The 23898-nt window shown below is 75.8% G+C and carries 21 protein-coding genes and 1 other RNA gene; 15 read left to right on the top strand and 7 right to left on the bottom strand.

Features of this window, described 5'->3' with window-relative positions; translation table 11 throughout:
* Positions 1 to 14 precede the first annotated feature (14 nt).
* The 10 genes from ffs to CHC04_RS21715 all read left to right on the top strand — a co-directional run bounded on the left by ffs (position 15) and on the right by CHC04_RS21715 (position 10565).
* Positions 15 to 110, top strand: an RNA gene (ffs, locus tag CHC04_RS21760) — signal recognition particle sRNA small type.
* A 71-nt stretch (positions 111 to 181) separates the two neighbouring features.
* Positions 182 to 859: a YceI family protein gene (locus tag CHC04_RS21755; RefSeq protein ID WP_089406044.1), complete on the top strand. Its 678-nt coding sequence runs from the start codon at positions 182 to 184 to the stop codon at positions 857 to 859.
* 80 nt (positions 860 to 939) lie between these two features.
* The gene (locus CHC04_RS21750) at positions 940 to 3246 is read left to right on the top strand and encodes a DNA polymerase III subunit gamma and tau (protein ID WP_089406043.1); all 2307 of its coding nucleotides are present in this window, start codon (positions 940 to 942) and stop codon (positions 3244 to 3246) included.
* A gap of 80 nt (positions 3247 to 3326) precedes the next feature.
* Positions 3327 to 3668: a YbaB/EbfC family nucleoid-associated protein gene (locus tag CHC04_RS21745; protein ID WP_089406042.1), complete on the top strand. Its 342-nt coding sequence runs from the start codon at positions 3327 to 3329 to the stop codon at positions 3666 to 3668.
* 34 nt (positions 3669 to 3702) lie between these two features.
* Complete coding sequence (gene recR / locus CHC04_RS21740; RefSeq protein ID WP_089406041.1) at positions 3703 to 4302, top strand: recombination mediator RecR; 600 nt, start codon at positions 3703 to 3705, stop codon at positions 4300 to 4302.
* Positions 4303 to 4536: 234 nt separating this feature from the next.
* A complete protein-coding gene (locus tag CHC04_RS21735) occupies positions 4537 to 6249 on the top strand; it encodes an ABC transporter substrate-binding protein (protein WP_089406040.1) in 1713 nt (570 codons plus the stop codon).
* 100 nt (positions 6250 to 6349) lie between these two features.
* On the top strand, positions 6350 to 7354 hold the full coding sequence (locus CHC04_RS21730; protein ID WP_089406039.1) for an ABC transporter permease: 1005 nt from the start codon (positions 6350 to 6352) through the stop codon (positions 7352 to 7354).
* Between the two features lie 28 nt (positions 7355 to 7382).
* Entirely contained in the window at positions 7383 to 8324 is a 942-nt protein-coding gene (locus CHC04_RS21725; protein ID WP_089406038.1) for an ABC transporter permease, read from the top strand.
* 4 nt (positions 8325 to 8328) lie between these two features.
* Positions 8329 to 9399, top strand: a complete 1071-nt coding sequence (locus CHC04_RS21720; RefSeq protein ID WP_217897502.1) for an ABC transporter ATP-binding protein — start codon at positions 8329 to 8331, stop codon at positions 9397 to 9399.
* Positions 9396 to 10565: an ABC transporter ATP-binding protein gene (locus tag CHC04_RS21715; protein ID WP_089406037.1), complete on the top strand. Its 1170-nt coding sequence runs from the start codon at positions 9396 to 9398 to the stop codon at positions 10563 to 10565. The genes CHC04_RS21720 and CHC04_RS21715 overlap by 4 nt, the downstream gene beginning before the upstream one ends.
* Positions 10566 to 10628: 63 nt before the next feature.
* On the opposite strand, the gene CHC04_RS21710 is transcribed toward CHC04_RS21715, so the two are convergent.
* Positions 10629 to 10985, bottom strand: coding sequence for a Rieske (2Fe-2S) protein (locus tag CHC04_RS21710; protein WP_089406036.1), 357 nt, complete (start codon positions 10983 to 10985; stop codon positions 10629 to 10631).
* A gap of 123 nt (positions 10986 to 11108) precedes the next feature.
* On the opposite strand from CHC04_RS21710, the gene CHC04_RS21705 reads away from it, so the two are divergent.
* Together CHC04_RS21705 and CHC04_RS21700 are read left to right on the top strand one after the other, a co-directional pair.
* Entirely contained in the window at positions 11109 to 13184 is a 2076-nt protein-coding gene (locus CHC04_RS21705) for a TPM domain-containing protein (protein ID WP_141233885.1), read from the top strand.
* 99 nt (positions 13185 to 13283) lie between these two features.
* Positions 13284 to 14030, top strand: coding sequence for a VOC family protein (locus CHC04_RS21700; protein ID WP_089406034.1), 747 nt, complete (start codon positions 13284 to 13286; stop codon positions 14028 to 14030).
* 121 nt (positions 14031 to 14151) lie between these two features.
* Here the strand turns inward: CHC04_RS21700 and CHC04_RS21695 are convergent, their stop codons facing one another.
* The 5 genes from CHC04_RS21695 to CHC04_RS21675 all read right to left on the bottom strand — a co-directional run bounded on the left by CHC04_RS21695 (position 14152) and on the right by CHC04_RS21675 (position 19001).
* A complete protein-coding gene (locus tag CHC04_RS21695; protein WP_245817622.1) occupies positions 14152 to 14580 on the bottom strand; it encodes a PPOX class F420-dependent oxidoreductase in 429 nt (142 codons plus the stop codon).
* Positions 14577 to 15548, bottom strand: coding sequence for a pirin family protein (locus tag CHC04_RS21690; RefSeq protein ID WP_089406033.1), 972 nt, complete (start codon positions 15546 to 15548; stop codon positions 14577 to 14579). Before CHC04_RS21690 ends, CHC04_RS21695 begins: the two co-directional genes overlap by 4 nt.
* Positions 15545 to 16564 carry a pirin family protein gene (locus CHC04_RS21685; RefSeq protein ID WP_089406032.1) on the bottom strand — a complete coding sequence of 340 codons (1020 nt, stop codon included), beginning with the start codon at positions 16562 to 16564 and terminating at the stop codon, positions 15545 to 15547. The genes CHC04_RS21690 and CHC04_RS21685 overlap by 4 nt, the downstream gene beginning before the upstream one ends.
* Positions 16565 to 16640: 76 nt before the next feature.
* The gene (locus CHC04_RS21680; RefSeq protein WP_089406031.1) at positions 16641 to 18179 is read right to left on the bottom strand and encodes a Mur ligase family protein; all 1539 of its coding nucleotides are present in this window, start codon (positions 18177 to 18179) and stop codon (positions 16641 to 16643) included.
* Between the two features lie 60 nt (positions 18180 to 18239).
* Positions 18240 to 19001 (bottom strand): hypothetical protein, encoded by a 762-nt coding sequence (locus tag CHC04_RS21675; RefSeq protein WP_141233882.1) that lies wholly within the window; start codon positions 18999 to 19001, stop codon positions 18240 to 18242.
* A 154-nt stretch (positions 19002 to 19155) separates the two neighbouring features.
* Here CHC04_RS21675 and CHC04_RS21670 point away from each other — a divergent pair, with 154 nt between their 5' ends.
* Positions 19156 to 20964 carry an ABC-F family ATP-binding cassette domain-containing protein gene (locus CHC04_RS21670; RefSeq protein ID WP_217897501.1) on the top strand — a complete coding sequence of 603 codons (1809 nt, stop codon included), beginning with the start codon at positions 19156 to 19158 and terminating at the stop codon, positions 20962 to 20964.
* Positions 20965 to 21053: 89 nt separating this feature from the next.
* Here CHC04_RS21670 and CHC04_RS21665 read toward each other — a convergent pair whose 3' ends face one another.
* The gene (locus CHC04_RS21665; protein WP_089406029.1) at positions 21054 to 21755 is read right to left on the bottom strand and encodes a hypothetical protein; all 702 of its coding nucleotides are present in this window, start codon (positions 21753 to 21755) and stop codon (positions 21054 to 21056) included.
* Positions 21756 to 21939: 184 nt separating this feature from the next.
* Here CHC04_RS21665 and CHC04_RS21660 point away from each other — a divergent pair, with 184 nt between their 5' ends.
* Complete coding sequence (locus CHC04_RS21660; RefSeq protein ID WP_141233881.1) at positions 21940 to 23115, top strand: sensor histidine kinase; 1176 nt, start codon at positions 21940 to 21942, stop codon at positions 23113 to 23115.
* Positions 23112 to 23771, top strand: coding sequence for a response regulator (locus tag CHC04_RS21655; protein ID WP_089406027.1), 660 nt, complete (start codon positions 23112 to 23114; stop codon positions 23769 to 23771). Before CHC04_RS21660 ends, CHC04_RS21655 begins: the two co-directional genes overlap by 4 nt.
* The last annotated feature ends 127 nt before the right edge of the window (positions 23772 to 23898 follow it).

Here is a 23898-nt window from a genome sequence, read left to right as displayed (position 1 = left end):
CTCTACAGTGGTGTGCAGACCCCTCGTGTGGCGTCACCCTGTGAACCTCCCCAGGGCCGGAAGGCAGCAAGGATAAGCGGGCTCTGGCGGGTGCACGGGGGGTCCCTTCTTCCCCCGGGCTCACAGCCGGCTCACAGGTCGACCGGCCAGCATCCGCGGTCCGTCGAGGGAAGGAGACGCCATGGCCCGTCGTCGTCGCACCTGGTGGATCGTCGGAGGGGTCGTCGCGCTCCTCGCCCTCGGGATCGGCGTCGGCCCGCTGCTCTACGCCGCGACGCAGGAGGACGCCGCCGCGGCGCCGACCGTGCAGGCGCAGCCCTCCGACGTCGAGCTGGCACCCGAGACCGACGGCACGTGGACCGTCGTCCCGGGCTCCTCGGCCGGCTACCGCGTCGACGAGGTCCTCAACGGCGCCAACGTCACCGTCGCCGGCACCACCGACCAGGTCACCGGCTCGGTGGTCATCCAGGGCGGGGACCTGGCATCGGCGGAGGTCTCGGTCGACGTCGCGAGCATCCGCACCGACATCGGTCAGCGGGACTCCTACTTCCGCGGGAACGTCATGGACGTCGACACGTACCCGACGGGGACGTTCACCGTCCGCGGGCCGGTCGACCTGCCCGAGCTCTCCGGCACGCCGGTGACCGTCCCGGTGACCGGCGACCTCACGCTGCGCGGGCAGACCCGTCAGGTGCAGACCGATCTCGCCGTCGTCCGCACCGCCGAGGGGGTGGAGGTCTCCGGCGCCGTGCCGGTGGTCTTCGCCGACTTCGGCATCACCGCGCCCAACCTGGGCTTCGTCCGCGTCGAGGACCGCGGGCAGGTCGAGTTCCTGCTGCGGCTGGCGATGTCGCCCTGACCCGGTGTCGCCCTGACCCGGGGACACGGGCGGCGTCCCGGTGTCCCCGGGACGTCGTCCCCGCCACGTAACCTCGCCGCGTGGCTCTGGCGCTCTACCGGAAGTACCGCCCGGCGACCTTCGCCGAGGTGGTCGGCCAGGAGCACGTCACGACGCCGCTGGTCAACGCCGTCGACGGCGGCCGGGTCAACCACGCCTACCTGTTCAGCGGGCCGCGCGGCTGCGGCAAGACCTCGTCGGCGCGCATCCTCGCCCGGTCGCTGAACTGCGAGCAGGGCCCGACGTCGACGCCGTGCGGCGTGTGCGCCTCCTGCGTGGCGCTGGCGCCCGACGGCCCCGGCTCCCTCGACGTCATCGAGATCGACGCGGCCAGCCACGGCGGTGTCGACGACGCCCGCGACCTGCGCGAGCGCGCCTTCTTCGCCCCGGTGAACAGCCGTTACAAGGTCTACATCGTCGACGAGGCGCACATGGTGACCACGCAGGGCTTCAACGCCCTGCTCAAGGTGGTCGAGGAGCCGCCGGAGTTCCTGGTCTTCGTCTTCGCCACGACCGAGCCGGACAAGGTGCTGCCGACGATCCGCTCGCGCACCCACCACTACCCGTTCCGGCTGGTGCCGCCCACGACGCTGCGCGGGCTGCTGGAGAAGACCTGCGCCGCCGAGGACGTGCAGGTCGAGCCCACGGTCTTCCCGCTGGTGGTCCGCGCCGGCGGCGGCTCGGTGCGCGACTCGCTGTCGATCCTCGACCAGCTCCTGGCCGGTGCCGGGCCCGAGGGCGTCACGTACGCCTCCGCGGTGGGCCTGCTCGGCGTCACCGACGACGCCCTGCTCGACGAGGCCATCGACGCGCTCGCCGCCTCCGACGCGCCGGGTGTCTTCCGCGCCGTCGACCGCGTCGTCGAGGCCGGGCACGACCCGCGCCGCTTCGCCACCGACCTGCTCGACCGGCTGCGCGACCTCATCGTGCTCGACGCCGTGCCCGAGGCCGGCGGCAACGGCCTGCTCGACTGCCCGCCGGACCGGCTGGACCTGATGACCTCGCAGGCGCGGGCGCTGGGGTCGGCGACGCTGTCCCGGCTGGCCGACACCGTGCACGCCGGGCTCTCCGAGATGCGCGGCACCACCGCGCCGCGGCTGCTGCTGGAGCTGGTCTGCGCCCGCATGCTGCTGCCGGCCACCGACGGCTCCGCGGCGGCCACGCTGCAGCGGCTCGAGCGGCTCGAGCGGCGGCTGTCGATCGCCGGCGACGGCGCGGCCGCCGACGTCCCGCTGCGCGACACCCCCGTGCGTGACACCCCGGTGCGCGACGTCCCGGTGCGCGACGTCCCGGTGCGCGACGTCCCCGTGCGGGAGGCGCCGCGCCCGGCGCCGGCCGGCGACGAGCCGGCGCCCGCCGAGCGGAGCGGGGCGTCGCGGCGGGAGTACGTCCGGCCCTCCCAGCGCACCCAGGCGGCGGCCACCAGGGCCGAGCCCACCCCCACCCCGTCCCGGCCGGCACCCGCCGCCCCGGCCCCCGCGGCCGGTGACGACTGGCCGGAGACCACCCCGCCCGGCTCGGGCTCCCGTGCGGCGGCCGCCTCGGCGCCCGGGTCGGCCCCGGCGGCCGACGACTGGCCGGAGACGACGCCGCCGGGATCCGGCGCCGCCCCGGCCCGGTCCGGCCCGCGCGTGGCGCAGGGCGAGCCGGACGTCCCGCTCCCGCCGGAGCCCACCGACGACGAGGACCACCCCCACTCGCCGCGGCCGGACGCCGCCCGCGACGCCGCGGCCCGCGTGGCCGAGCCGCGCCCGCCGGCGGCCGCGCCGCGCGCCGCGGCCGAGTCCGCGCCCGCGCCGCGGGGCAGCGAGCCCACCCCCGTGGTGTCGGCGAACCCGCCCGGCGCCGGCACGGGTGGCGACGGCGAGCTGACCACCGGCGACGTCCGCCGGGTGTGGCCCGAGCTGCTCGCCGTGGTCAAGCGGCACAAGCGCACCACCGAGGCGCTGCTGAAGAACGCGCAGGTGCACGACCTCGCCGGCGGCGTCCTGACGCTGTCCACGACGTCCCCGGCGCTGGCCCGGCGCATCGGCGACGACCTCAACAAGGACGTGCTGCGCGAGGCGCTCAACGAGCTGCTCGGCGTGCGCTGGCGGGTCGAGGCGGTCGTCGAGGGCGCGGCCGGCCGGGCTCCGGTGTCGGGCGGGGGCCCCGAGGGAGCCCGGGAGGCCGCCCGCGAGGCCGCCCGCGCCGCCGAGGCCGCCGAGGCGCGCGAGCTGCTGGCCCAGCGGGCCGCCGAGCAGTCCGAGGACGGCGGCGAGCGCGAGCACGTCCCCGCGGTCGACCCCGAGCAGGCGGCCCTGGCGCTGCTGCGCGCGGAGCTCGGGGCCCGGCCGGTCGAGTCCTGAGCGGCGGTGGGCCGGTCCCCGCCGTTCCCGCCACCCACCACGTCCCGCCGGATGTCGTCCCCTCGGCCTACCCTCGGGGCATGTTCCCCGGTGGTGGTGGCCAGCCCGACCTGCAGGCGATCCTCGCGCAGGCCCAGCAGATGCAGCAGGCCCTGGCCGCCGCACAGGAGCAGCTGGCGAACGAGCAGGTCACCGGCTCGGCCGGCGGCGGGCTGGTCACGGCCACGATGTCCGGCAGCGGTGAGCTCACCGCCGTGACCATCGCCCCCTCCGCCGTCGACCCCGACGACGTCGAGACCCTCCAGGACCTCGTCGTCGCCGCCGTCCGCGACGCCGCCCGCCAGGTCGACCAGCTGACCGCCGACCGCATGAGCCCGCTGGCCGGTGGGCTGCCCGGCATGCCGGGGCTGCCCGGCGCCTGACCGGGCCCGCGATCCCACTTCCCCGAGGAGCACCGTGTACGAGGGGGCCGTCCAGGACCTCATCGACGAGCTCGGCCGCCTGCCCGGCGTCGGGCCGAAGAGCGCCCAGCGCATCGCCTTCCACCTGCTGGCCGCCGAGTCCGCCGACGTCGGCCGGCTGGTCGCCGCGCTGCAGCGCGTGCAGGCCGAGGTCCGCTTCTGCGTGACCTGCTACAACGTCGCCGAAGGCGAGCAGTGCCGCATCTGCCGCGACCCGCGCCGCTCCACCGACGTCATCTGCGTCGTCGAGGAACCCAAGGACGTCGTCGCCATCGAGCGCACCCGTGAGTTCCGTGGCCGCTACCACGTCCTCGGCGGGGCGATCAGCCCGATCGAGGGCGTCGGCCCCGACGACCTGCGGGTCAAGGAGCTCATGACCCGGCTCATGGACGGCACCGTCACCGAGCTGATCATCGCCACCGACCCCAACCTCGAGGGCGAGGCCACCGCGGCCTACCTCGCGCGGCTGGTCGGCCCGCTGGGGCTCGCCGTGTCCCGGCTGGCCAGCGGCCTGCCCGTGGGCGGCGACCTGGAGTACGCCGACGAGATCACGCTGGGCCGGGCGTTCGAGGGCCGCCGCCGCATCGACGCCTGAGGAAGGACCCCTCGCCCCTCGCTCCGGTCGGGGCGGGTCCCTGCCGGCGGGCCGTTCCAGCCGCTGAGGGCCAGCTCAGGTTGCGAATCGGTGTCGAAACGGCATCCCCCTGTCATCGAGGTCACAAGCCGGACCTAGGGTCCCTGTGCACGCCGTCCGGAGGTCACGCGCCGGCACGGCCGTCCACCACGGATCATCCGGCCCAGGACGGGCCGAGAAGGCAGGTCTCTCGCGATGCAGCGTCGACCACAGCGAGTGCTGGCCGCCTCCGCGGCCGCACTGACCGCCGTCACCCTGGCCGCCTGTGCCTCCAGTGACCGGGACTCCGACTCCGGCTCCGGCGGGGAGGGCGGTGAGGCCCAGTCCGGCGGCACCCTCGTCTTCGGCGCGGCCGGCGACCCGGCCATGCTCGACCCGGCGTTCGGCAGCGACGGCGAGACCTTCCGCGTCGCCCGCCAGATCTACGAGGGCCTGCTGGGCAACGAGATCGGCGGCACCGAGCCGGTGCCCGAGCTCGCCGAGGACTGGGAGGTCAGCGAGGACGGCCTCGAGTACACCTTCGCCCTGCGCGAGGGCGTGAAGTTCCACGACGGCACCGACTTCAACGCCGAGGCGGTCTGCTTCAACTTCGACCGCTGGTACAACTTCGAGGGCCTGGCGCAGAGCCCCAGCGCCTCGTACTACTACCAGGCGGTCTTCGGCGGCTTCGCCAGCACGCCCGACGCCCCCAGCATCTACGAGAGCTGCGAGGCCACCGACGAGAACACCGCGGTGATCCGGCTGACCCAGGTCACCTCGAAGTTCCCGGCCGCGCTGGCCCTCCCGGCCTTCTCCATCCAGAGCCCGGAGGCGCTGCAGCAGTACGACGCCGACAACCTCTCCGGCAGCGAGGACGCGCTCAGCTACTCCGAGTACGCCCTGGAGCACCCGACCGGCACCGGCCCGTTCAAGTTCGAGAGCTGGGACCGCGGCAACGGCGAGGTGACCATCGTCCGCAACGAGGACTACTGGGGTGACCAGGCCCTCCTCGACGAGATCATCTTCCGGACGATCCCCGACGGGAACACCCGCCGGCAGGAGCTGCAGGCCGGTTCGATCGACGGCTACGACTTCGTGGCCCCGGCCGACTACCAGTCGCTGCAGGACGACGGGTTCCAGGTCCTGGTCCGCGACCCGTTCAACATCCTCTACCTGGGCATCAACGGCGGGAACGTGCCCGGCACCCAGGCCAACCCCGCACTGAAGGACGTGCGCGTCCGCCAGGCCATCGCGCACGCCATCGACCGCGAGACGATCGTCAACTCCCTCCTCCCGGAGGGCGCCGAGGCGGCCGTGGAGTTCATGCCGCCGACGGTCGACGGGTGGGCCGAGGACGTCACCACCTACGACTACGACCCCGACCGGGCCCGCCAGCTGCTCCAGGAGGCCGGCGCCGAGGGGACGACCCTGCGGTTCTACTACCCGACCGAGGTCAGCCGGCCCTACCTGCCGGACCCGGCCGCGCTGTTCCAGGTGATCAACCAGAACCTGATCGACGCGGGCTTCACCGTCGAGCCGACGGCGCTGCCGTGGAACCCGGACTACCTCAACGCGGTGCAGGCCGGTCAGGCCGACATCCACCTGCTCGGGTGGACCGGTGACTACAACGACGCCTACAACTTCATCGGCACCTTCTTCGCCGAGCAGGCGAACAACCAGGCGTCCGCGGAGTTCGGTGCGTTCAGTGCCCCGGAGATCTTCGCCGCGCTGGCGGAGGCCGACCAGGAGCCCGACGCCAGCCGCCGCACCGAGCTGTACCAGGAGGCGAACCGGCTGATCATGGACTACCTGCCCGGTGTCCCGATCTCGCACTCGCCGCCGGCGCTCGTGGTCGCCGAGAACGTCCAGGGTCTGGAGCCCAGCCCGCTGACCGCCGAGGTCTTCTCGACGGTGTCCGTCAGCGACTGACCCCCACTGCCGGCCGCGCCGGGGCAGGCTCGTCCTGCCCCGGCGCGGCCGGTCGGCGTGTCCGGTCCGTGCACCCGTCGTGGAGAGGTGACCCGAGCACGTGCTCCGTTTCATCGTCCGGCGGCTCCTCCAGCTGATCCCGATCCTGCTGGGCCTGTCGGTGCTGCTCTTCGCCTGGCTGCGCGCCCTCCCCGGCGGGCCGGCCCAGGCCGCCCTGGGTGAGCGCGCCACCCCCGAGGCGATCGCCCGCTACAACGAGCTCTTCGGGCTCGACCAGCCGCTCTACGTCCAGTACCTGCGCTTCCTCGGCCGGGCCGTGCAGCTGGACTTCGGCAACTCCTCCCGCACCGGGCGCCCGGTCATCGAGGAGTTCCTGGAGCGGATGCCCGGCACGATCGAGCTCACCGTCTTCGCGATGGTCTTCGCGATCGGCCTGGGCATCCCGCTGGGCTACCTGGCCGCCCGCCGGCACGGCAGCTGGCTGGACTCGGCCTCGGTCATCGGCTCGCTGCTGGGCGTGGCGATCCCGGTGTTCTTCCTCGCCTACCTGCTGCGCCTGCTGTTCGCCGTCGAGCTGGGCTGGCTGCCCGGCTCCGGGCGCCAGGAGGTGCGCATCGACGCCACCCGCATCACCAACTTCTACGTCCTCGACGGCCTGCTGACCCGCGAGTGGGACGCCGCGTGGGACGCCTTCCTGCACCTGGTGCTCCCCGGCATCGCGCTGGGGACCATCCCGCTGGCCATCATCGTGCGGATCACCCGGGCCTCGGTGCTCGACGTGGTGAACGAGGACTACGTGCGCACGGCGAACGCCAAGGGCCTGGCGACGTCGACCGTCCGCCGGCGGCACATCCTGCGCAACGCGCTGCTGCCGGTGTCGACGACGATCGGCCTGCAGACCGGCCTGCTGCTGTCCGGTGCGGTGCTCACCGAGACCGTCTTCGCGTTCGGCGGCGTCGGGTCGGCGATATTCGACTCGATCTTCGCCCGGGACTTCGCCGTCCTCCAGGGCTTCATCCTCATGCTGGCGGTGGTGTACGTGCTGGTGAACCTGCTGGTCGACATCTCCTACGGCCTGCTCGACCCGCGGGTGAGGGTCCGATGAGCCCGCAGGCCGGACGGGAGCAGCGGCGATGACCGCGATGGGGGACCTCAAGCGGCGGCGGATCGACGAGCTGGCCGCGCGCGCCGGTCAGGTGCCCGAGGGTGAGGGCGGGCTCTCGCTGACCCGCAGCGCCTTCCGCCGGCTGCGGCGCAACCCGGTGGCCATCACCGGCGCGGTCATCGTCGTCGTCTTCCTGCTGGTCGCGGCCTTCGCCCCGCTGCTGGCCCCCAAGGACCCCCTCACGCAGTACCTGCTGAGCGAGATCCGGCCGGGCTCCATCCCCGGCAGCCGCGAGGGCTTCCCGCTGGGCGTGGACAACCTCGGCCGCGACCTGCTGTCCCGGCTGATCGTCGGGTCCCGGCAGTCGCTGCTCATCGGTGTGGTGTCCACGCTGCTCGGCGCCGCCGTCGGCATGGCGCTGGGGGTGCTGGCCGGTGCGTTCGGCGGCTGGGTGGACAGCGTGGTGATGCGCTTCGTCGACATCCTGCTGTCGCTGCCCAGCCTGCTGATGGCGATCAGCATCTCGGTGCTGCTGGGCCAGAACCAGTGGGCGCTGATGATCGCGATCGCGGTCACCCAGGTGCCGGTCTTCGCCCGGCTGCTGCGCGGGTCGATGCTGGCCCAGCGCGGCAGCGACTACGCCCTCGCCGCCCGGGCGCTGGGCATCCGGCGCAGCCGCATCGTCTTCGGGCACGTGCTGCCCAACTCGCTGTCACCGGTCATCGTCCAGGCGACGCTGTCGCTGGCGACGGCGATCATCGAGGCGGCGGCGCTGTCCTTCCTGGGTCTCGGCGACCCCGACCTCGCCCGTCCCGAGTGGGGGGCCATGCTGTCCAACGCCCAGGCGTTCCTGTCCATCCGGCCGGAGCTGGCCATCTACCCGGCCCTGTGCATCATCGTCGTCGCGCTCGGCTTCACGCTGCTGGGCGAGTCGCTGCGCGAGGCGCTCGACCCGAAGTTCCGGAGGTGACCCGGTGACCATCGAGTCGCTGCCGGCCGGCGAGGCGGGCACCGTCGGTGCCTCCGTCCTCGACGTCGAGGAGCTCACCGTCACCTTCACGCGCCGGGGCGAGCAGCCCACCCGCGCCGTCGACGGGGTCAGCTTCTCCGTCGGCCCGGGGGAGACGGTGGGACTGGTCGGGGAGTCCGGCTGCGGGAAGTCGGTGACCTCGCTGGCGGTCATGGGGCTGCTCCCGAGCCGCGGCGTGCAGGTCGGCGGCTCGGTGCGGCTCGACGGCCGCGAGCTCCTCGGGGCCGGCGACCGGGCCCTGCGCCGGCTGCGCGGCGCGGACATGGCCATGGTGTTCCAGGACCCGCTGTCGTCGCTGAACCCCACGGTGCCCATCGGCACCCAGGTCACCGAGGTGCTGCTCGAGCACCGGGACATGTCGAGGAAGGAGGCGGGCGACGAGGCCACCCGCCTGCTCGACCGCGTCGGCATCCCCGACCCCTCCCGCCGGCTCAAGGAGTACCCGCACCAGCTCTCCGGCGGCATGCGCCAGCGGGCGCTCATCGCGATGGCGCTGGCCTGCGCCCCGCGCCTGCTCATCGCCGACGAGCCGACCACCGCCCTCGACGTCACCATCCAGGCGCAGATCCTCGAGCTGCTGCGCGAGCTGGTGGTCGACTCCGGCACCGCGCTGGTGATGATCACCCACGACCTCGGCGTGGTGGCCGGGCTGTGCGACCGGGTGCACGTCATGTACTCCGGCCGGATCATCGAGTCCGCCGACCGCCACGAGCTGTTCGCGCAGCCCCGCCACCCCTACACCGGCGGGCTGCTCGCCTCCGTGCCCCGGCTCGACGCCGCCCGGGGCGCGCCGCTGCACCCCATCCGCGGCTCCGCCCGCGACGCCATCCCGTGGGCCGAGGGGTGCGCGTTCGCCCCGCGGTGCGACAACGCCCAGGACGACTGCCTCACCGAGGTCGCCGGCAGCACCGTGCCGCTGGAGTACGACGGCCCCGGCCGCGAGCTGCGCTGCCGTCATCCCCTCCAGCACCCGAGGTCCCCGGCCGGGGCCACCGCGTCCGGAGCCGCCCGATGACCGCCGTCCCCTCCGCCGACAGCACCGCCGCCGACAGCACCGCCGCCGACCCGCTGCTGCGGGTCGAGGGCCTGCAGGTGCACTTCCCGATCAAGCGCGGCGTGATCGTCGACCGCACGGTGGGGCACGTCCGCGCCGTCGACGGGGTGGACCTCAGCATCGCCCGCGGCAGCACCTACGGGCTGGTGGGGGAGTCCGGCTGCGGGAAGTCCACGCTCGGCCGCGCCGTCCTGCGGCTGGTCGAGCCCACCGCCGGCCGGGTCGTCTTCGACGGCACCGACGTCGCCTCGCTGCAGGGCGAGCCGCTGCGCACGATGCGCCGCCGGATGCAGATGGTCTTCCAGGACCCGCTCGGCAGCCTCGACCCCCGGCAGAACGTCGAGTCGCTGCTGTCCGAGCCGCTGCGCGCGCACGGCCTCGGCGGCGGCAAGCGCGGCATCGCCGAGCGGATCCGCACGCTGCTCGACGCCGTCGGGCTGCCGTCGGCGGCGCTGCGCCGCTACCCGCACGAGTTCTCCGGCGGCCAGCGGCAGCGCATCGGCATCGCCCGCGCGATCGCCCTGGAGCCCGACCTGCTCATCGCCGACGAGCCGGTCTCCGCGCTCGACGTCAGCGTCCAGGCGCAGGTGGTCAACCTGCTCGAGGAGCTGCAGGAGCGCCTCGGGCTGACCTACCTGGTCATCGCGCACGACCTCGCGGTGGTCCGGCACATCAGCGACGTCGTCGGCGTCATGTACCTGGGCTCGCTGGTGGAGCAGGCGCCCTCCGACGTCCTGTACTCCGAGCCGCTGCACCCCTACAGCCGCGCGCTGATGAGCGCCGTCCCGGTGCCCGACCCGGTGGTCGAGGAGAGCCGCGAGCGCATCCTGCTCGCCGGTGACCTCCCGTCGCCGGCCAACCCGCCCAGCGGGTGCCGGTTCCACACCCGGTGCCCGTGGCGGCAGGAGACCCGGTGCGACGACGAGGTCCCGGTGCTGCGCGAGCTCGGGACGGGACACCTGGTCAGCTGCCACTGGGCGGAGGAGATCCGCGACGGCGTGCTGCGCCCGCGGTCGGCCGAGGAGGTCGCCGCCACCCAGGGCGTCAGCGTGCGCCCGACCGGTGCGGCCGACCCCGAGTCCGACGCGCTGGTCCAGGGGGTCGACGAGCCCATCGAGTGGCGCTGACGGAGGACCCCCTCGCCCCCGCCACGCGCAGGCCCGCGGCGGGTCCCTGCGCGGGGGCCGACCTCACGTCACCACGACGTCGTCGCCGCGGCGCAGCGCCTTCCTGACCCGCAGCCGCAGGAAGTGCGCGTAGCCGCGGACGAGCTGGGTGTAGCCCGGGGTCGGCCCGTGGTAGCCGAGGAAGCCGCGCGGGCCCTCGACCATGTCGCCGGTGCGCACGTCGTAGCGCGCCTGGTGCCACGGGCAGACCAGGCAGCCGTCGGCGTCCAGGCTGCCCTCGGAGAGGTCGGCGAGCTGGTGGCGGCAGCGGCGGGAGACGGCGAAGTACTTCCCGTCGCGGTTGCCGACGGCCCAGTTCCCGGCCCGGCCCACCCTCCCCGGGGGCAGCCGGTCGGCGGGGATGCGGTCGGTCTCGCTCACGGGGTCCTCCTGGGGCCGGGGCACAGGTCAGGAGCCCACTACCCGGTCGTGCCCGTCCTACCCCGCGCCGTCGTTCCGGCGGCGGCTCCCGGGCGCCCGACCTAGGGTCGGGCCGTGCGCCGGATGGTGGGAGTCCTCGGGGTCGCGGCGGTCCTGGTGCTCGCCGGCGGCGGTCCGGCGCTGGCCGAGCAGCCGTTCGAGGTGCCCGGCGAGGTCACCGACCTCGTCGGCGCGCTGGACGGCGGGGTGTCCCGCGTGCAGCAGGCGGTCGACCGGCGGCAGGCCGAGGACGGCACCCAGGCCTTCGTCGTCTACGTGTCCTCCTTCGACGGCCTGGACTCCGGTGAGTGGGCCGCGCGGACCGCCCAGTTCTCCGGGCTGGGCGGCACCGACGTGCTGCTCGCCGTCGCGGTGGACGACCGGCAGTACGGCTACTGGGTCGACGACTCCTTCCCGCAGAGCAACACCGAGATCGACGACTTCCTCGCCCGGGACGTCGAGCCCGAGCTCGCGGCCGCTGACTGGAGCGCGGCGGGGGTGGCCTTCGCCGAGGGCATCGGCGCCTCCTCCGGCGCGGGTGGGTCCGGCGACACCGGCGGCGACGGGTCGGGAGCGACGACCCTGGCGGTGGTCGGGGGGATCGCCGTCCTCGGCGGCGGCGCCTACCTGGTGACCCGCTCCCGACGGCGCCGGCGGGAGGCGCAGCCGCCGCCGACCACCCGGCTGGAGCGGCCCGACCCGCACGCCGGCGTCCCCACCCCGGAGCTGCAGGGCCGGGCGAGCGCGGCGCTGCTCGACCTCGACGAGGCGGTGAAGACCTCCCAGCTCGACCTGGACTTCGCCCGGCTGCAGTACGGCGAGGCGGCCGTGGCCGGGTTCTCCGAGGCCCTGGCGCAGTCGCGGCAGGAGCTCACCCGCGCCTTCACGCTGCGTCAGCAGCTCGACGACGAGGTGCCCGAGGACGAGCCGACCCAGCGGGCGATGCTGGCCGAGATCCTCTCGCTGACCTCGGCCGCCGACGCGCGCCTCGACGAGCAGGCGGAGGCCTTCGATCAGCTGCGCGACCTCGAGCGCACCGCTCCCCAGGTGCTCGAGGGCCTCGCCGCGCGGATCACCGCCCTGCACGGCCGGCTGCCGCAGGACGAGGAGCGGATGGCCCGGCTGCGACGGCGCTACGCCGAGTCCGCGCTGGCGCCGGTCGCGGACAACGTCGAGCAGGCCCGCGCGCGGCTGACCGCCGCCGAGCACGAGGCGGCGGAGGCCCGCGAGGCGCTGCAGGCCGGGCGGTCGGGTGAGGCGGTGGGTGACCTGCGGGCCGCCGAGGACGCCGTCGCCCAGGTGGGCACCCTGCTCGACGCCGTCGGCCGGCTCGAGCGCGACCTCGAGGACGCCGCCGCGCGGCTGCCCGCCGCCCGCGCCGAGGTGGAGGAGGACCTCGCCGAGGCCCGTGCGGTGGTGGCCTCCGGTGACGCCGGCGGGCTGCGGCCGCAGGTCGCGCGCGCCGAGGCCGGGCTGACCGCCGCCGACGAGGCGGCGCGTCCCGGCGGCGGTGGGCTGCCCGACCCGCTGGCCGCGCTGCGCCGGCTGGAGGAGGCCGGCCTGGCGCTGGAGCAGGGGCTGGCCGCGGCCCGCGACGCGCAGACCCGTGCCCGCCGGGCGGCGGCCGCGCTGGACCAGACCCTGCTGCGGGCTCGCTCCACCGTGGCCGCGGCCGCCGACTTCGTCGCCACCCGGCGCGGCGCGGTCGGGCCGGAGGCCCGCACCCGGCTGGCCGAGGCGCAGCGCCACCTCGACGCCGCCGTCGGCAGCGGCCGCACCGACCCGGAGGGCGCGCTGCGGGAGGCCCAGCTCGCCGACCAGCTGGCCCGGCAGGCGCTCGATCAGGCCCAGTCCGACGTGGCGGCGTGGTCGTCCGGCTACGGCGGCGGGTTCGGCGGTGGCCACGGGCCCGGGTACGGCGGTGGCTACGGGCCGGGGTACGCGCCCGGCTACGGCCGCCGCGGCGGCGTGGACCTCGGCAGCCTCGTGCTCGGTGGCATCCTCGCCGGTGGCATGCGCGGGGGCGGGTTCGGCGGTGGGTTCGGCGGTGGCCTCGGGGGTGGCCGGCCGCGGGGCGGCAGCTTCGGGGGCTCGGGCGGCCGGTCGGGCGGCGGCGGGTTCGGCGGGGGCGGCGGGCGCTCCGGCGGCGGCCGCTTCTAGCGCCCGTTCGTGTGCACTTCCGCGGAAGTGCACACATCCCCTCCCGGACTGTCGGTGCCCGGTGGGACGGTGCCCTCCCCACACCCCCGAGGAGGAGCCATGCCCACCCGGAACACCCCCTGGCCCGACGGCACGCCCTGCTGGGTCGACTACGGCGCCGCCGACGTCGCGGCCGCGACGTCCTTCTACGGCTCGCTGCTGGGCTGGGAGTGGACGGCGGACTCACCCGAGTTCGGCGGCTACGTCAACGCGCTCAAGGACGGCCACCAGGCAGCCGGCCTCGGCCCGCTGATGGAGCCGGGCGCCTCCCCCTCCTGGACGACGTACTTCGCCGCCAGCGACGCCGCCGCCACCTGCGACCGCATCCGCGAGGCGGGCGGCACCGTGGTCGTCGAGCCGATGGAGGTCGGGCCGATGGGCACGATGGTCATCGCGCGCGACCCGCAGGGCAACCAGTTCGGGCTGTGGCAGGCCGGCACGCACACCGGCGTCGAGGTGCACAACGAGCCGGGGTCGCTGGCGTGGAACGAGGCCGCCGTCGACGACCCGGCCGCGGCGCAGGCCTTCTACGCCGCCGTGTTCGGCTTCCGCTTCGACGAGCTCGAGGGCATGGGCGGCTACGCGACGTTCGCCACCGACGAGCGCCCGCTGGGCGGGCTCGGCGGCGTGACGCCGGGGGCGCCGAAGGGCTGGTCCACGTGCTTCTCGGTCGCGTCCACCGACGAGACTGTCGCGGCGGTCGAGGCCGCCGGTGGGAAGGTCACCATGGCCGCGCAGGACACCGAGTTCGGCCGCTTCGCCGTGGTGCAGGACCCGTGGGGTGCCGGCTTCTCGGTCATGGAGTGAAGGACCCCGTCGCAGGGACCCGCGCCTCGCAGTCTCGGCGCGGGTCCCTGCGACGGGGCCGTTCCAGCACGTCACGAGCGCAGCGGCCGGCCGGTGCGGACGGGACGCACCGGCCGGTCGCTCAGCCGCGGACCAGACCGTAGGTGTGCTCGGGTCGGAAGCGGACCACCAGCCGCCGGTCGGCCACCATCGCCCGGCGGTAGTCGTCCCAGTCCTCGTGCTCGCCGGAGACCCCGCGGTAGTAGGCGACCAGCTCGTCGACGGTCGCGTCGTGCGGGTCGGCGGCCACCGGGGTGAGCTCCGCGGTGCCATCCACGGCAACCCAGGACCAGAAGTCGTCGGAGGAGACGTGCAGGGTCACCCGCGGGTCGGCCTGCAGGTTGCGGGTCTTCGCGCGGTCGGCGGTCACCGACACCCGGAACAGCCGCTCGGCCGGGTCGTAGGCGTACCCGACGTTGGACAGCTGCGGCCGGCCGTCGCGCTTGACGGTGGCCAGCACGCCCCAGCGGCGCCCGGCGAGGAACTCGAGCATGCGGTCGTCGACGGTCACCGGACCCTCCCGCGGGCCTTGAGCGGCACCGGCGGCAGCGCCGGGGCGAGCTGGCGCTCGTCCCCGCCGAACCCCGGGACGGCGCCGAACCGCTCGTCCTCGGCGTTCCACCGCTCGGCGAACTCCACGATCTCCTCGCCCGTCCGGCCGACGAAGTTCCACCACATGACCAGCCGCTCCCCGAACGGCTCGCCGCCGAGCAGCAGCAGCCGGGCGGGGGCACCGGTGCGGATCCGCACCGACCGGCGGCCGGTGCCGAGGTAGACCATCGCCCCGTGGGCCAGCGGCGCGCCCTCGACCTCGGCCCCGCCCGCGGCGCCGAGCAGGACGTGCTCGAAGTCCGGCTCGAGCGGCACCTCGACGTCGGCCCCGGCGGCGAGGTCGAGGTCGACGCCGACGATCGGGGTGTGCGCCGTGCCCGGGGAGGTCGCCCCGCCGAAGCCGCCCAGGAGCACCGTGGCGGTCAGCCCGTCGGAGGTGAACCCGGGCAGGGTGGCGTGGTGCTCGAACGCCGGTGCGGTGTCGCGGGCGGCCTCGGGCAGCGCCACCCACAGCTGCGCGCCGTGCAGGAAGCGCGGGTGCGGCACCGGCGACTGCTCGGCGTGCGCGATGCCGTGCCCGGCGGTCATGAGCGCCAGCTCGCGCGGGCCGAAGACGACGTCGCTGCCGAGGGAGTCACGGTGGTGCACGCGGCCCTCGATCAGCCAGGACACCGTCTGCAGCCCGGTGTGCGGGTGCGGGGTGACCTGCATGCCGGCGCTGCCGGACACGTCGTCGGGCCCGTAGTGGTCGACGAACGCCCAGGCGCCGACCATCCGCCGGCCGAGGGTGGGCAGCAGCCGCCGCACCGGGGTGCCGGGGCCCAGCATCACCTCCCGCCCGGGCAGCAGGTCGAGGGCCGGGCCCGCGGCGGTCGCGTCGAGCCCACCCACCTCCCGCGGGGTCGGGCGCGGTTCGGTGTCGCTCATGACCGGCTTCCTACTCCTGTCCGGCCTCGCCGTGGACCCCGGCGTGCGGGACGGCGGGGGAGGCGGAGCGCCGCCGGGACGGAGCCCAGCCGCCCGGCGCGGAAGTCGTCGAAGGCCTCGACCAGCTCCTGGCGGGTGTTCATGACGAACGGCCCGTACACCGCCATCGGCTCGCGGATCGGCCGGCCGCCCAGCACGACGACGTCGAGCGCCGGGGTCCGCGACTCCTGCCGCACCGCGCCGCGGACGGTCACGGTGTCGCCGGGACCGAGGACGGCCAGCTGCCCGGTGCGCACCGGCGCCCCGTCGATGCCCACCGAGCCCGCTCCCGAGAGCACGTAGACCAGCGCGTTGAAGTCCGGCCGCCACGGCAGGTCGAGGACGGCGCCCGGCGCGACCGTCGCGTGCACCATCGCCATCGGCGTGTAGGTGGAGCCCGGTCCGGTGTGCCCGCCGACGTCGCCGGCGATGACCCGCACCAGGGCGCCGGCGTCGGGGCTGGCCAGCAGCACCGACTCCCGCGCGCGCAGGTCCTGGTAGCGCGGCTCGACCCACTTCTGCGCCCGCGGCAGGTTCACCCACAGCTGCAGGCCGTGGAACAGCCCGCCGCTGGCGACCAGCGCCTCCGGCGGCCGCTCGATGTGCAGGACGCCGCCGCCGGCGGTCATCCACTGGGTGTCGCCGTTGCTGATCGTCCCGCCGCCGCCGTGGGAGTCGGCGTGCTCGAAGGTGCCGTCGATGATGTAGGTGACGGTCTCGAAGCCGCGGTGCGGGTGCCAGGAGGTCCCCTTGGGCTCGCCGGGGGCGTACTCGACCTCGCCCATCTGGTCCATGTGGACGAACGGGTCGAGGTCGCGCAGGTCCACCCCGGCGAACGCGCGGCGCACGGGGAAGCCCTCGCCTTCCAAGCCCGACGGGGCCGTGGTCACCGTGCGGGTCCGGCGGCGGACGGTGCGCGGAGCCGGCAGCGGGACGCGGGGGAGGGTGGTGGTGTCCTCGACGGTGACGGCGGGCATGGCCGGCCTCCTCGTTGAAAGTTCAACTGTGGCGACCGTAGCACCGGACGGGCCCGGTCTGTTCCCACGCCGCGGGTCAGGAGGCGAGCTCGTCCTCGCCCGCCGGAGCCCTCGTCGGCGGGCCGTGCTCGACGATGAGCGCGGTGGTGGCGACCTCGGCGTCGTCGAGGTGGACGGCGTCGCGCGGGTCGGTGGTGTCGAGCAGCCGCGTCTCGTGCCCGCGGCCGACGACGAGGACGACGTCGGCCGGGCCGGCCGCGCGGACCGCCGCGTGGATCGCCGCCCGCCGGTCGGGCACCGTCCGGACGGCGGCGCCGCCGCCGAGCAGGCCGATCCGCAGCTCGCCGATGATCGCCGCGGGGTCCTCGCCGTGGCTGCCCTCGTTGGTCAGCCAGACGACGTCGGCGGCCCGGGCCGACTCGCCCAGCCCCTGCCGCTTGTAGCGGTCGCGGCGGCCGCGGGCGCCGAGCACCAGGTGCAGCCGACCACCGGGGCCGCACAGGTCCCGCGCGGTGGCGACGGCCGCGGCCAGGGCGCGGGGGGTGTGCGCGTAGTCCACGACCACGACCGGGCGCCCGGACCCGCCGAGCACCGTGTTGCGCCCGCGCGGGGGTGTGGTGGCGGCCAGGCCCGCGGCGATGGCGTCGGCCGGGACGCCCAGCGCCCGGCCGGTGGCCCAGGCCGCGGCCAGGTTGGTCACGTGCACCCGGCCGACCAGCGGGCTGGACACCCGGTGCCCGCCGGTGTCGTCGCCGAGCAGGACCTCGGTGCCGGCGGCTCCGGTGCGCCAGCCGAGCACCCGGACGTCGGCGTCCTCGGACGTCCCCACGCGCGTCACCGGCACCGGCGCCTGCTCGGCCAGCCGGCGTCCCCAGGGGTCGTCGACGACGACCACCGCGGCGGCCGACCGGTCCCGCTCGAACAGCCGGGCCTTGCTGGCCCAGTAGTGCTCGATGGTGCCGTGGTGGTCGAGGTGGTCCTCCTCGAAGCCGGTGAAGACGGCGACGCCGAAGCGCAGGCCGTCGATGCGGCCCATGTCCAGCGCGATGGAGGAGGCCTCCACCACCGCCCGCCGGGCGCCGGCGTCGACCATCCAGCGCAGCAGCTCGTGCAGCTCGGGGGCCTCGGGGGTGGTCAGGGGGGTGCGGCGCGTGCGGATGCCCACCCGCGCGCCCAGCGTGCCGACGACGCCCGTGCAGGTTCCGCCGGCCTCGAGGACCCCGCCGACCAGCGTGCTGGTCGTGGTCTTGCCGTTGCTGCCGGTCACGCCGACCAGGTCGAGCGCGTCGGCGGGGTCACCGGCCAGCAGCGCGCCCAGCGGCCCGAGCCGGGCGCGCACCGAGGGGACCGACAGCGTGGGCAGGGCGAGGTCGACCGGCCGGTCGGCCAGCAGCGCCGCCGCGCCGGCCCGGGCGGCCGCGCCGGCCCAGCGGTGCCCGTCGCTGGCCGCACCGCGCACGCAGGCGAACAGGCACCCGGGGACGACCCGCCGGGAGTCGGTGACCAGACCGCGCAGGAGCAGGCCGTCGTCCCCGCCGGACCGGGTGACCGGCCCGTCGGGGACGGTGCGCGCCCGGCGCTCGACGGCCGACCAGGTCACCGCGGGGAGACGCACTCCCCGGACGATAGGCGGGGCGCCATCTTCTTGCAGGTCGGACGATCGGGCCCGAGGGGGTCAGCGCAGCAGGCGCGCGACCCCGGTCAGCTCCTCCTCGGCGTCGGCGTCGGGCAGCACCTCGCTGCGCTCGGCCAGGCGGAGTCGCCAGGCGGGGTGAGCCTGCTCCAGCCAGTCGGCGCCGGCGTCGGTCAGCCGGCCGTCGGAGCGCAGCGGCGCCCAGCCGCGCAGGAACCGCAGCCCCTCGGCGGCGGTGACCAGGGTCCGGGCCACGCCGCGGCGGCGGTACACCGGCTCGACGGTCACGGTGTCGACCAGGCCCGAGCGGGTCCACCAGCGGACCTCGGCGATGCGGTCGGTGGGGGCGACGCCGGCGGCGGCCACCTCATGCAGGCCGACCAGGGCGCCGGGCCGGAAGGCGGTGCCGCGGAAGGCCAGCAGCGACGTGCAGGGCACCGGGGAGGACGCGTGGTGCACCTCGGCGAACCACATCGGGGGGCAGCGGTCGGCGATCTCCTCGGCGACGTCGATGCGGACCACGCGGCCGTCGGCGGCGCGGTGCCGCACGTCGACCTGCCAGCCGGCGGGACGGCGGCCGCGGGCGTCGACGGCGGTCATGTCGACCGGCGTGCCGTCGGGGAAGCGGTCGGAGTTGACGGCGACGAGCGAGTACTCCAGCGGGCCGGGGCCGCGGCGCAGCAGCCGCGCCCACCACAGCGCCGTCGTCTCGGCGGCGGGCACGGGGAGCGGCGGCACCGCCCGCAGGCGGGGGGTCGCCGGCGCCGGGATCGCCGCGTGGGTGGCCGCTGCCGTCATGCTCATGTCGTCCTCCGCTCGTCCGCCCCGGGTGTCCCGGGGTGTGCTGGGAACGACTCTCCGGACCCCACTTGCGACGGCCTTGGGGTCCACTAGCGGGCACGCGTCGGGCGGTCCCCCGGCCCGGGGATACTGGGTCCCTGATGACCTGGACCCGCCGGTGAGCGCCCCGCTGAACCTGCTCGCGCTCGAGCGGGTCTCCAAGGCCCACGGCACCACCGTGCTGCTCGACGACGTCTCCCTCGGTGTCGCGGCCGGGGAGCGGATCGGCGTCGTCGGGCGCAACGGCAGCGGCAAGTCCACGCTGCTCGGGGTCCTCACCGGCCGCGAGGAGCCCGACAGCGGGCGGGTCACCCGGCGCGGCGACCTCGCCGTCGGCGTCCTGGACCAGTCCGGGTCGCTGCCGACGGGGGAGACCGTCCGCGACGTCGTCCTGCCGGCCAGCCTGTTCGCCGCCGAGCACGAGTGGGCCGCCGACCCGGCCGTCCGCAGCGTGCTGACCGGCCTCGAGCTCGACCGGCTCGGCCTCGACAGCCCGGTGGCGCCCATGTCCGGCGGTGAGCGGCGGCGCGTCGCGCTGGCCGCGCAGCTCATCCGGCCGCTGGACCTGCTGGTCCTCGACGAGCCGACCAACCACCTCGACGTCGAGGGCGTCGCGTGGCTGGCCGACTTCGTCCGGCGGCGGGTCGGGGCGCTGGTCGTCGTCACCCACGACCGGTGGTTCCTCGACGAGGTCTGCACGCAGACCTGGGAGGTCGCCGACGGCGCGGTGCACTCCTACGAGGGCGGCTACGCGGCCTACACGCTGGCGCGCGCGGAGCGGGCCCGGGTCGCCGCGGCCACCGAGGAGAAGCGGCTCAACCTCGTGCGCAAGGAGCTGGCCTGGCTGCGCCGCGGGCCGCCGGCGCGCACCAGCAAGCCGCGGTTCCGCATCGAGGCCGCCGAGGCGCTCATCGCCGACGAGCCGCCGCCACGGGAGGCCATGGCGCTGAAGGGGTTCGCCGCCCGCCGGCTCGGGCGGGCGGTCTACGACGTCGAGGACGTCGACTATGCGGTGCCCACCGACACCGGCCCGCGGGTCCTGTTCGACGACCTCACCTGGCACGTCGGGCCCGGGGACCGGATCGGCGTCGTCGGGGTGAACGGCGCGGGGAAGACGTCGCTGCTGCGGCTGCTGGTCGGCGAGGTCGAGCCCGACCGGGGCCGGGTGGTGCGCGGGCAGACGGTGGCCCCGGCCTACCTCTCCCAGCACGTCACCGAGCTGCCCGGGCGGCTGCGGGTGCTCGAGGCGGTGCAGGAGATCGCCCGCGTCGCCCGCATCGGGGGGCAGGAGATCTCGGCGTCGTCGCTGGCCGAGCGGTTCGGGTTCCCGGCGTCGCGGCAGTGGACGCCGGTCGGCGACCTCTCCGGCGGCGAGCGGCGCCGGCTGCAGCTGCTGCGGCTGCTCATGGCCGAGCCCAACGTGCTGCTCCTCGACGAGCCGACGAACGACCTGGACATCGACACGCTCACCCAGCTCGAGGACCTGCTCGACTCCTTCCCCGGCACCGTGCTGGTGGTCAGCCACGACCGGTACTTCGTCGACCGGGTGTGCGACTCGGTCGTGGCGCTCATGGGCGACGGCTCGCTGGCCGCGCTGCCCGGCGGCGTGGAGGAGTACCTGGCCCGCCGGGCCGCCGGCGAGGCCGCGCTTCCCTCGGCGGCGGCCGGGCCGGCGCCGGCCGCCGCGCCGGTACCGGCAGGTCCCTCGGCGGCCGAGGTGCGGGCCGCCCGCAAGGAGGCCGCCCGGCTCGAGCGGCGGCTGGAGCGGCTGAGCAGCGACGAGGAGCGGCTGCACGCCGACCTCGCGGCCGCGGCCACCGACCACGCCAAGGTGATGGAGCTCGATGCCCGGCTGCGCGACCTGCTCGCCGAGAAGGAGCGGGTGGAGACCGACTGGCTGGCAGCCGCGGAGCTCGCGGAGGGCTGACCCCCGGCCGTCCGGGCTCACCGCCGTGCGTCCTGGCTCACCTCCCACGGTGGGCCAGGACGCAGCGGGATCAGGTCACCTGATCGTGCTCAGGCGGCGACGGCGGCCTCGGCCCGCGAGCGGGCGATCATCCGCAGGCCGAGCACCACCGGGGCCACGGCGCCGACCAGCGCGAGGGCGCCGTGGACCAGCGGGGAGAAGGGGATCACCGCCGAGGCCACGGTGGCGCCGACGACGGGGAGCAGCAGCCACCAGCCGGTGACCCCGGCGCGGGCGAGGCCGACGTAGGCCACGACCGGGCCGAGGAGCCCGAACAGGGTCAGCAGGCCGACCACGCCGACGCCGGCGTTGGCGCCCACGGTCTCGTACAGGCCCAGCGCGGTGGCCGGGTCCAGCTCGCGGCCGATGGCGCCGGTCCAGTAGTCGTAGAGCACGAAGCCGGCCACGGTCACCAGCCCGATCGCCGACATCAGCGCCCCGACCACGGTGGGGATCCGGCCGCGGCGGCCGCGGACCAGCACCGGGGCGGCCAGCCAGGCCAGGGCCAGCGCCATGTTGCCGTAGTGCAGCAGCACCGCCGACAGCGTGGTCTGGCCCTCGTCGCGGCCCAGCGCGGCGATGTAGTCGGCCGCTGCCGGGGAGTCCTGCGGCGGGGAGGTCAGCATGCCGGAGGCGTAGAGCAGCGAGCCCGCGACCATGGCGCCGCCGGCGATCGTGAGCATCAGCGCGCCGGTGCTGCGGGCCGGCCGCTCGTCGGTGGTGGTGGGGGCGGGGGAGAGGGAGGTGGTCATCGGTCCTCGTCGGTCGGGCACCGCATCGGTCGGTGCGTCGGCGAGGACTCTGCTGGCGGGGGCGCCTCCCGCACGTCCGTCGAGGCGGACCGACCGCCGTCCGTCGCGAGGGGGAGGCGGCGGCCGCGTCCATCGGCCGCGTGGGTGATCCCGGGTGGCCTCCGCGGCCCCTAGCGTGCTCGCCGTGCCCCGCTGGTCCTCCTCCGCCACCGCCCGCCGGCTCGTGTGGCCGGTCCTCGGCCTGCTCGTCGCGACCCTGTCCGTCGTCGAGACCGCGACCGACGAGGTGTTCGGCTACCCGCTGGCCACGGCGCTGCCCGGGGTCGTCACCGGCCTGCTGGTCCTGCTCTGCCCGCGGCTGCCCGAGGCCGCCGCCGTCCTGGGTGGGGCCACCGTGGTGGGCAACTTCGCGCTCGGCACCCCCGGCCCGGGCGGCACCCAGCTGATCGGCATGGCGCTGCTGGTCGGGCACGCCTCGGCGGTGCTGCCCCTGCGGCAGGGGGGCCGCGCCGGCGCCCTGGCCAGCGCGGCGGTGCTCGGGGCCGGCTTCGCGTTCTCGCCCTCCCCGTGGGAGGGGCTGTTCTACCTGCTGGTCAGTGCCGGTGCCTGGGCGGTGGGCGTGCTGGTCCGCCGGCTGCAGCAGCGCTCGCGGGAGCTGCAGGTGCTCGCCGCCCGGCTGGCCGAGCAGCAGGAGGCGGTCGCCGCGGCCGCCACCACCGCCGAGCGTGCCCGCATCGCCCGGGAGGTGCACGACTCCGTCGCCCACGCGGTGAGCGTCATGGTGCTGCAGATGGGCGGCCTGCGCCGGCTGCTGCCCGACCACCCCGGGGCGCAGGACGTGCTGCTGGGCCTGGAGCGGCTGGGCCGGGAGTCGGTCGACGAGATGCGCCGCGTCGTCGGCATCCTGCGGGAGGGCTCCACCGGGGACTCCGCCCCGCAGCCCTCGCTGGCCCGGATCGACGCCGTCCTGGCCGAGCTGCGGGCCGGCGGGATGCCGGTCGAGCTGGTCGTCACCGGCGAGCCGGCCGAGCTGCCGCCGCTGGTCGACGTCTCGGCGGTGCGGGTGGTGCAGGAGGCGCTGTCCAACGTCGTCCGGCACGCCGGTGCCGCGGCCACCCGGGTGGAGGTGGCCTGGACGCCGGGGCGGGTGACGGTCACGGTGACCGACGACGGGCGGCCGCGGGTCGAGCCCACCCCGCACGCTCCCGGCGGGCACGGGCAGCTGCACATGCGCGAGCGGGTCGCCGTCGCCGGCGGCGACCTGCACGTGGGCCCGGTGCGCGGCGGGGGCTACCGGGTCCGGGCCGGCTTCCCGGTTCCCGCGCCGGTGACCGTGCCGCCCGCGGCGGTGGGCGCGTGACGATCCGGGTGGTGCTGGTCGACGACCAGTCGATGATCCGCACCGGCCTGCGCATGGTGCTCGCCGCCGAACCCGACATCGAGGTGGTCGGGGAGGCCTCCGACGGCGCCGCGGGGGTGCGGGTGGTCACCGAGCTGGTGCCCGACGTGGTGTTGCTCGACGTCCGCATGCCCGGCACGGACGGGCTGGAGGCGGCGCGGCAGATCCTGGCCGCGGGCCTGCCCACGCGGGTCGTCGTCCTCACCACCTTCGACGAGGACGAGTACGTCACCGCCGCGCTGCGCGCCGGGGTCAGCGGTTTCCTGCTCAAGGTCGCCCCGCCGGAGGACCTGGTGGCCGCGGTGCGCACCGTCGCCTCCGGGCAGGGCCTGCTCGACCCGGCGGTGACGCTGCGGGTGATCGGCTCCTTCGCCGCGGCCCCGGCGCCGGACCCGGCCCGGGCGGCCGCGCTGGCGACGCTCACCGAGCGGGAGACCGACGTCCTCGCGCTCGTGGCGGCCGGGCTGAGCAACGCCGAGATCGCCGCCCGGCTCTACCTGGGTGAGGCGACGGTGAAGACGCACGTGAGCCGGGTCCTGCTCAAGCTGGGCCTGCGCGACCGGGTGCAGGCGGTGGCCTTCGCCTACGAGTCGGGGCTGGTCAGGCCGGGCAGCTAGTGGAAGGGCCCCGCTGCCCCCCACCCCTCGCTCCGCTCGGGGCGGGCCCCTGCAGCGGGGCCGGGCCGACCGGACCTGCGGATAGACTGGTGGCACCGCCGGCCGTCGCCCGACCGACGTACCTGGT

The sequence above is a fragment of the Geodermatophilus saharensis genome (assembly GCF_900188205.1).
GTDB classification, from domain to species: Bacteria; Actinomycetota; Actinomycetes; order Mycobacteriales; family Geodermatophilaceae; genus Geodermatophilus; species Geodermatophilus saharensis.
Note: the sequence above shows the minus strand (reverse complement) of the source record. Positions and strands in the feature narration are given on the sequence as shown.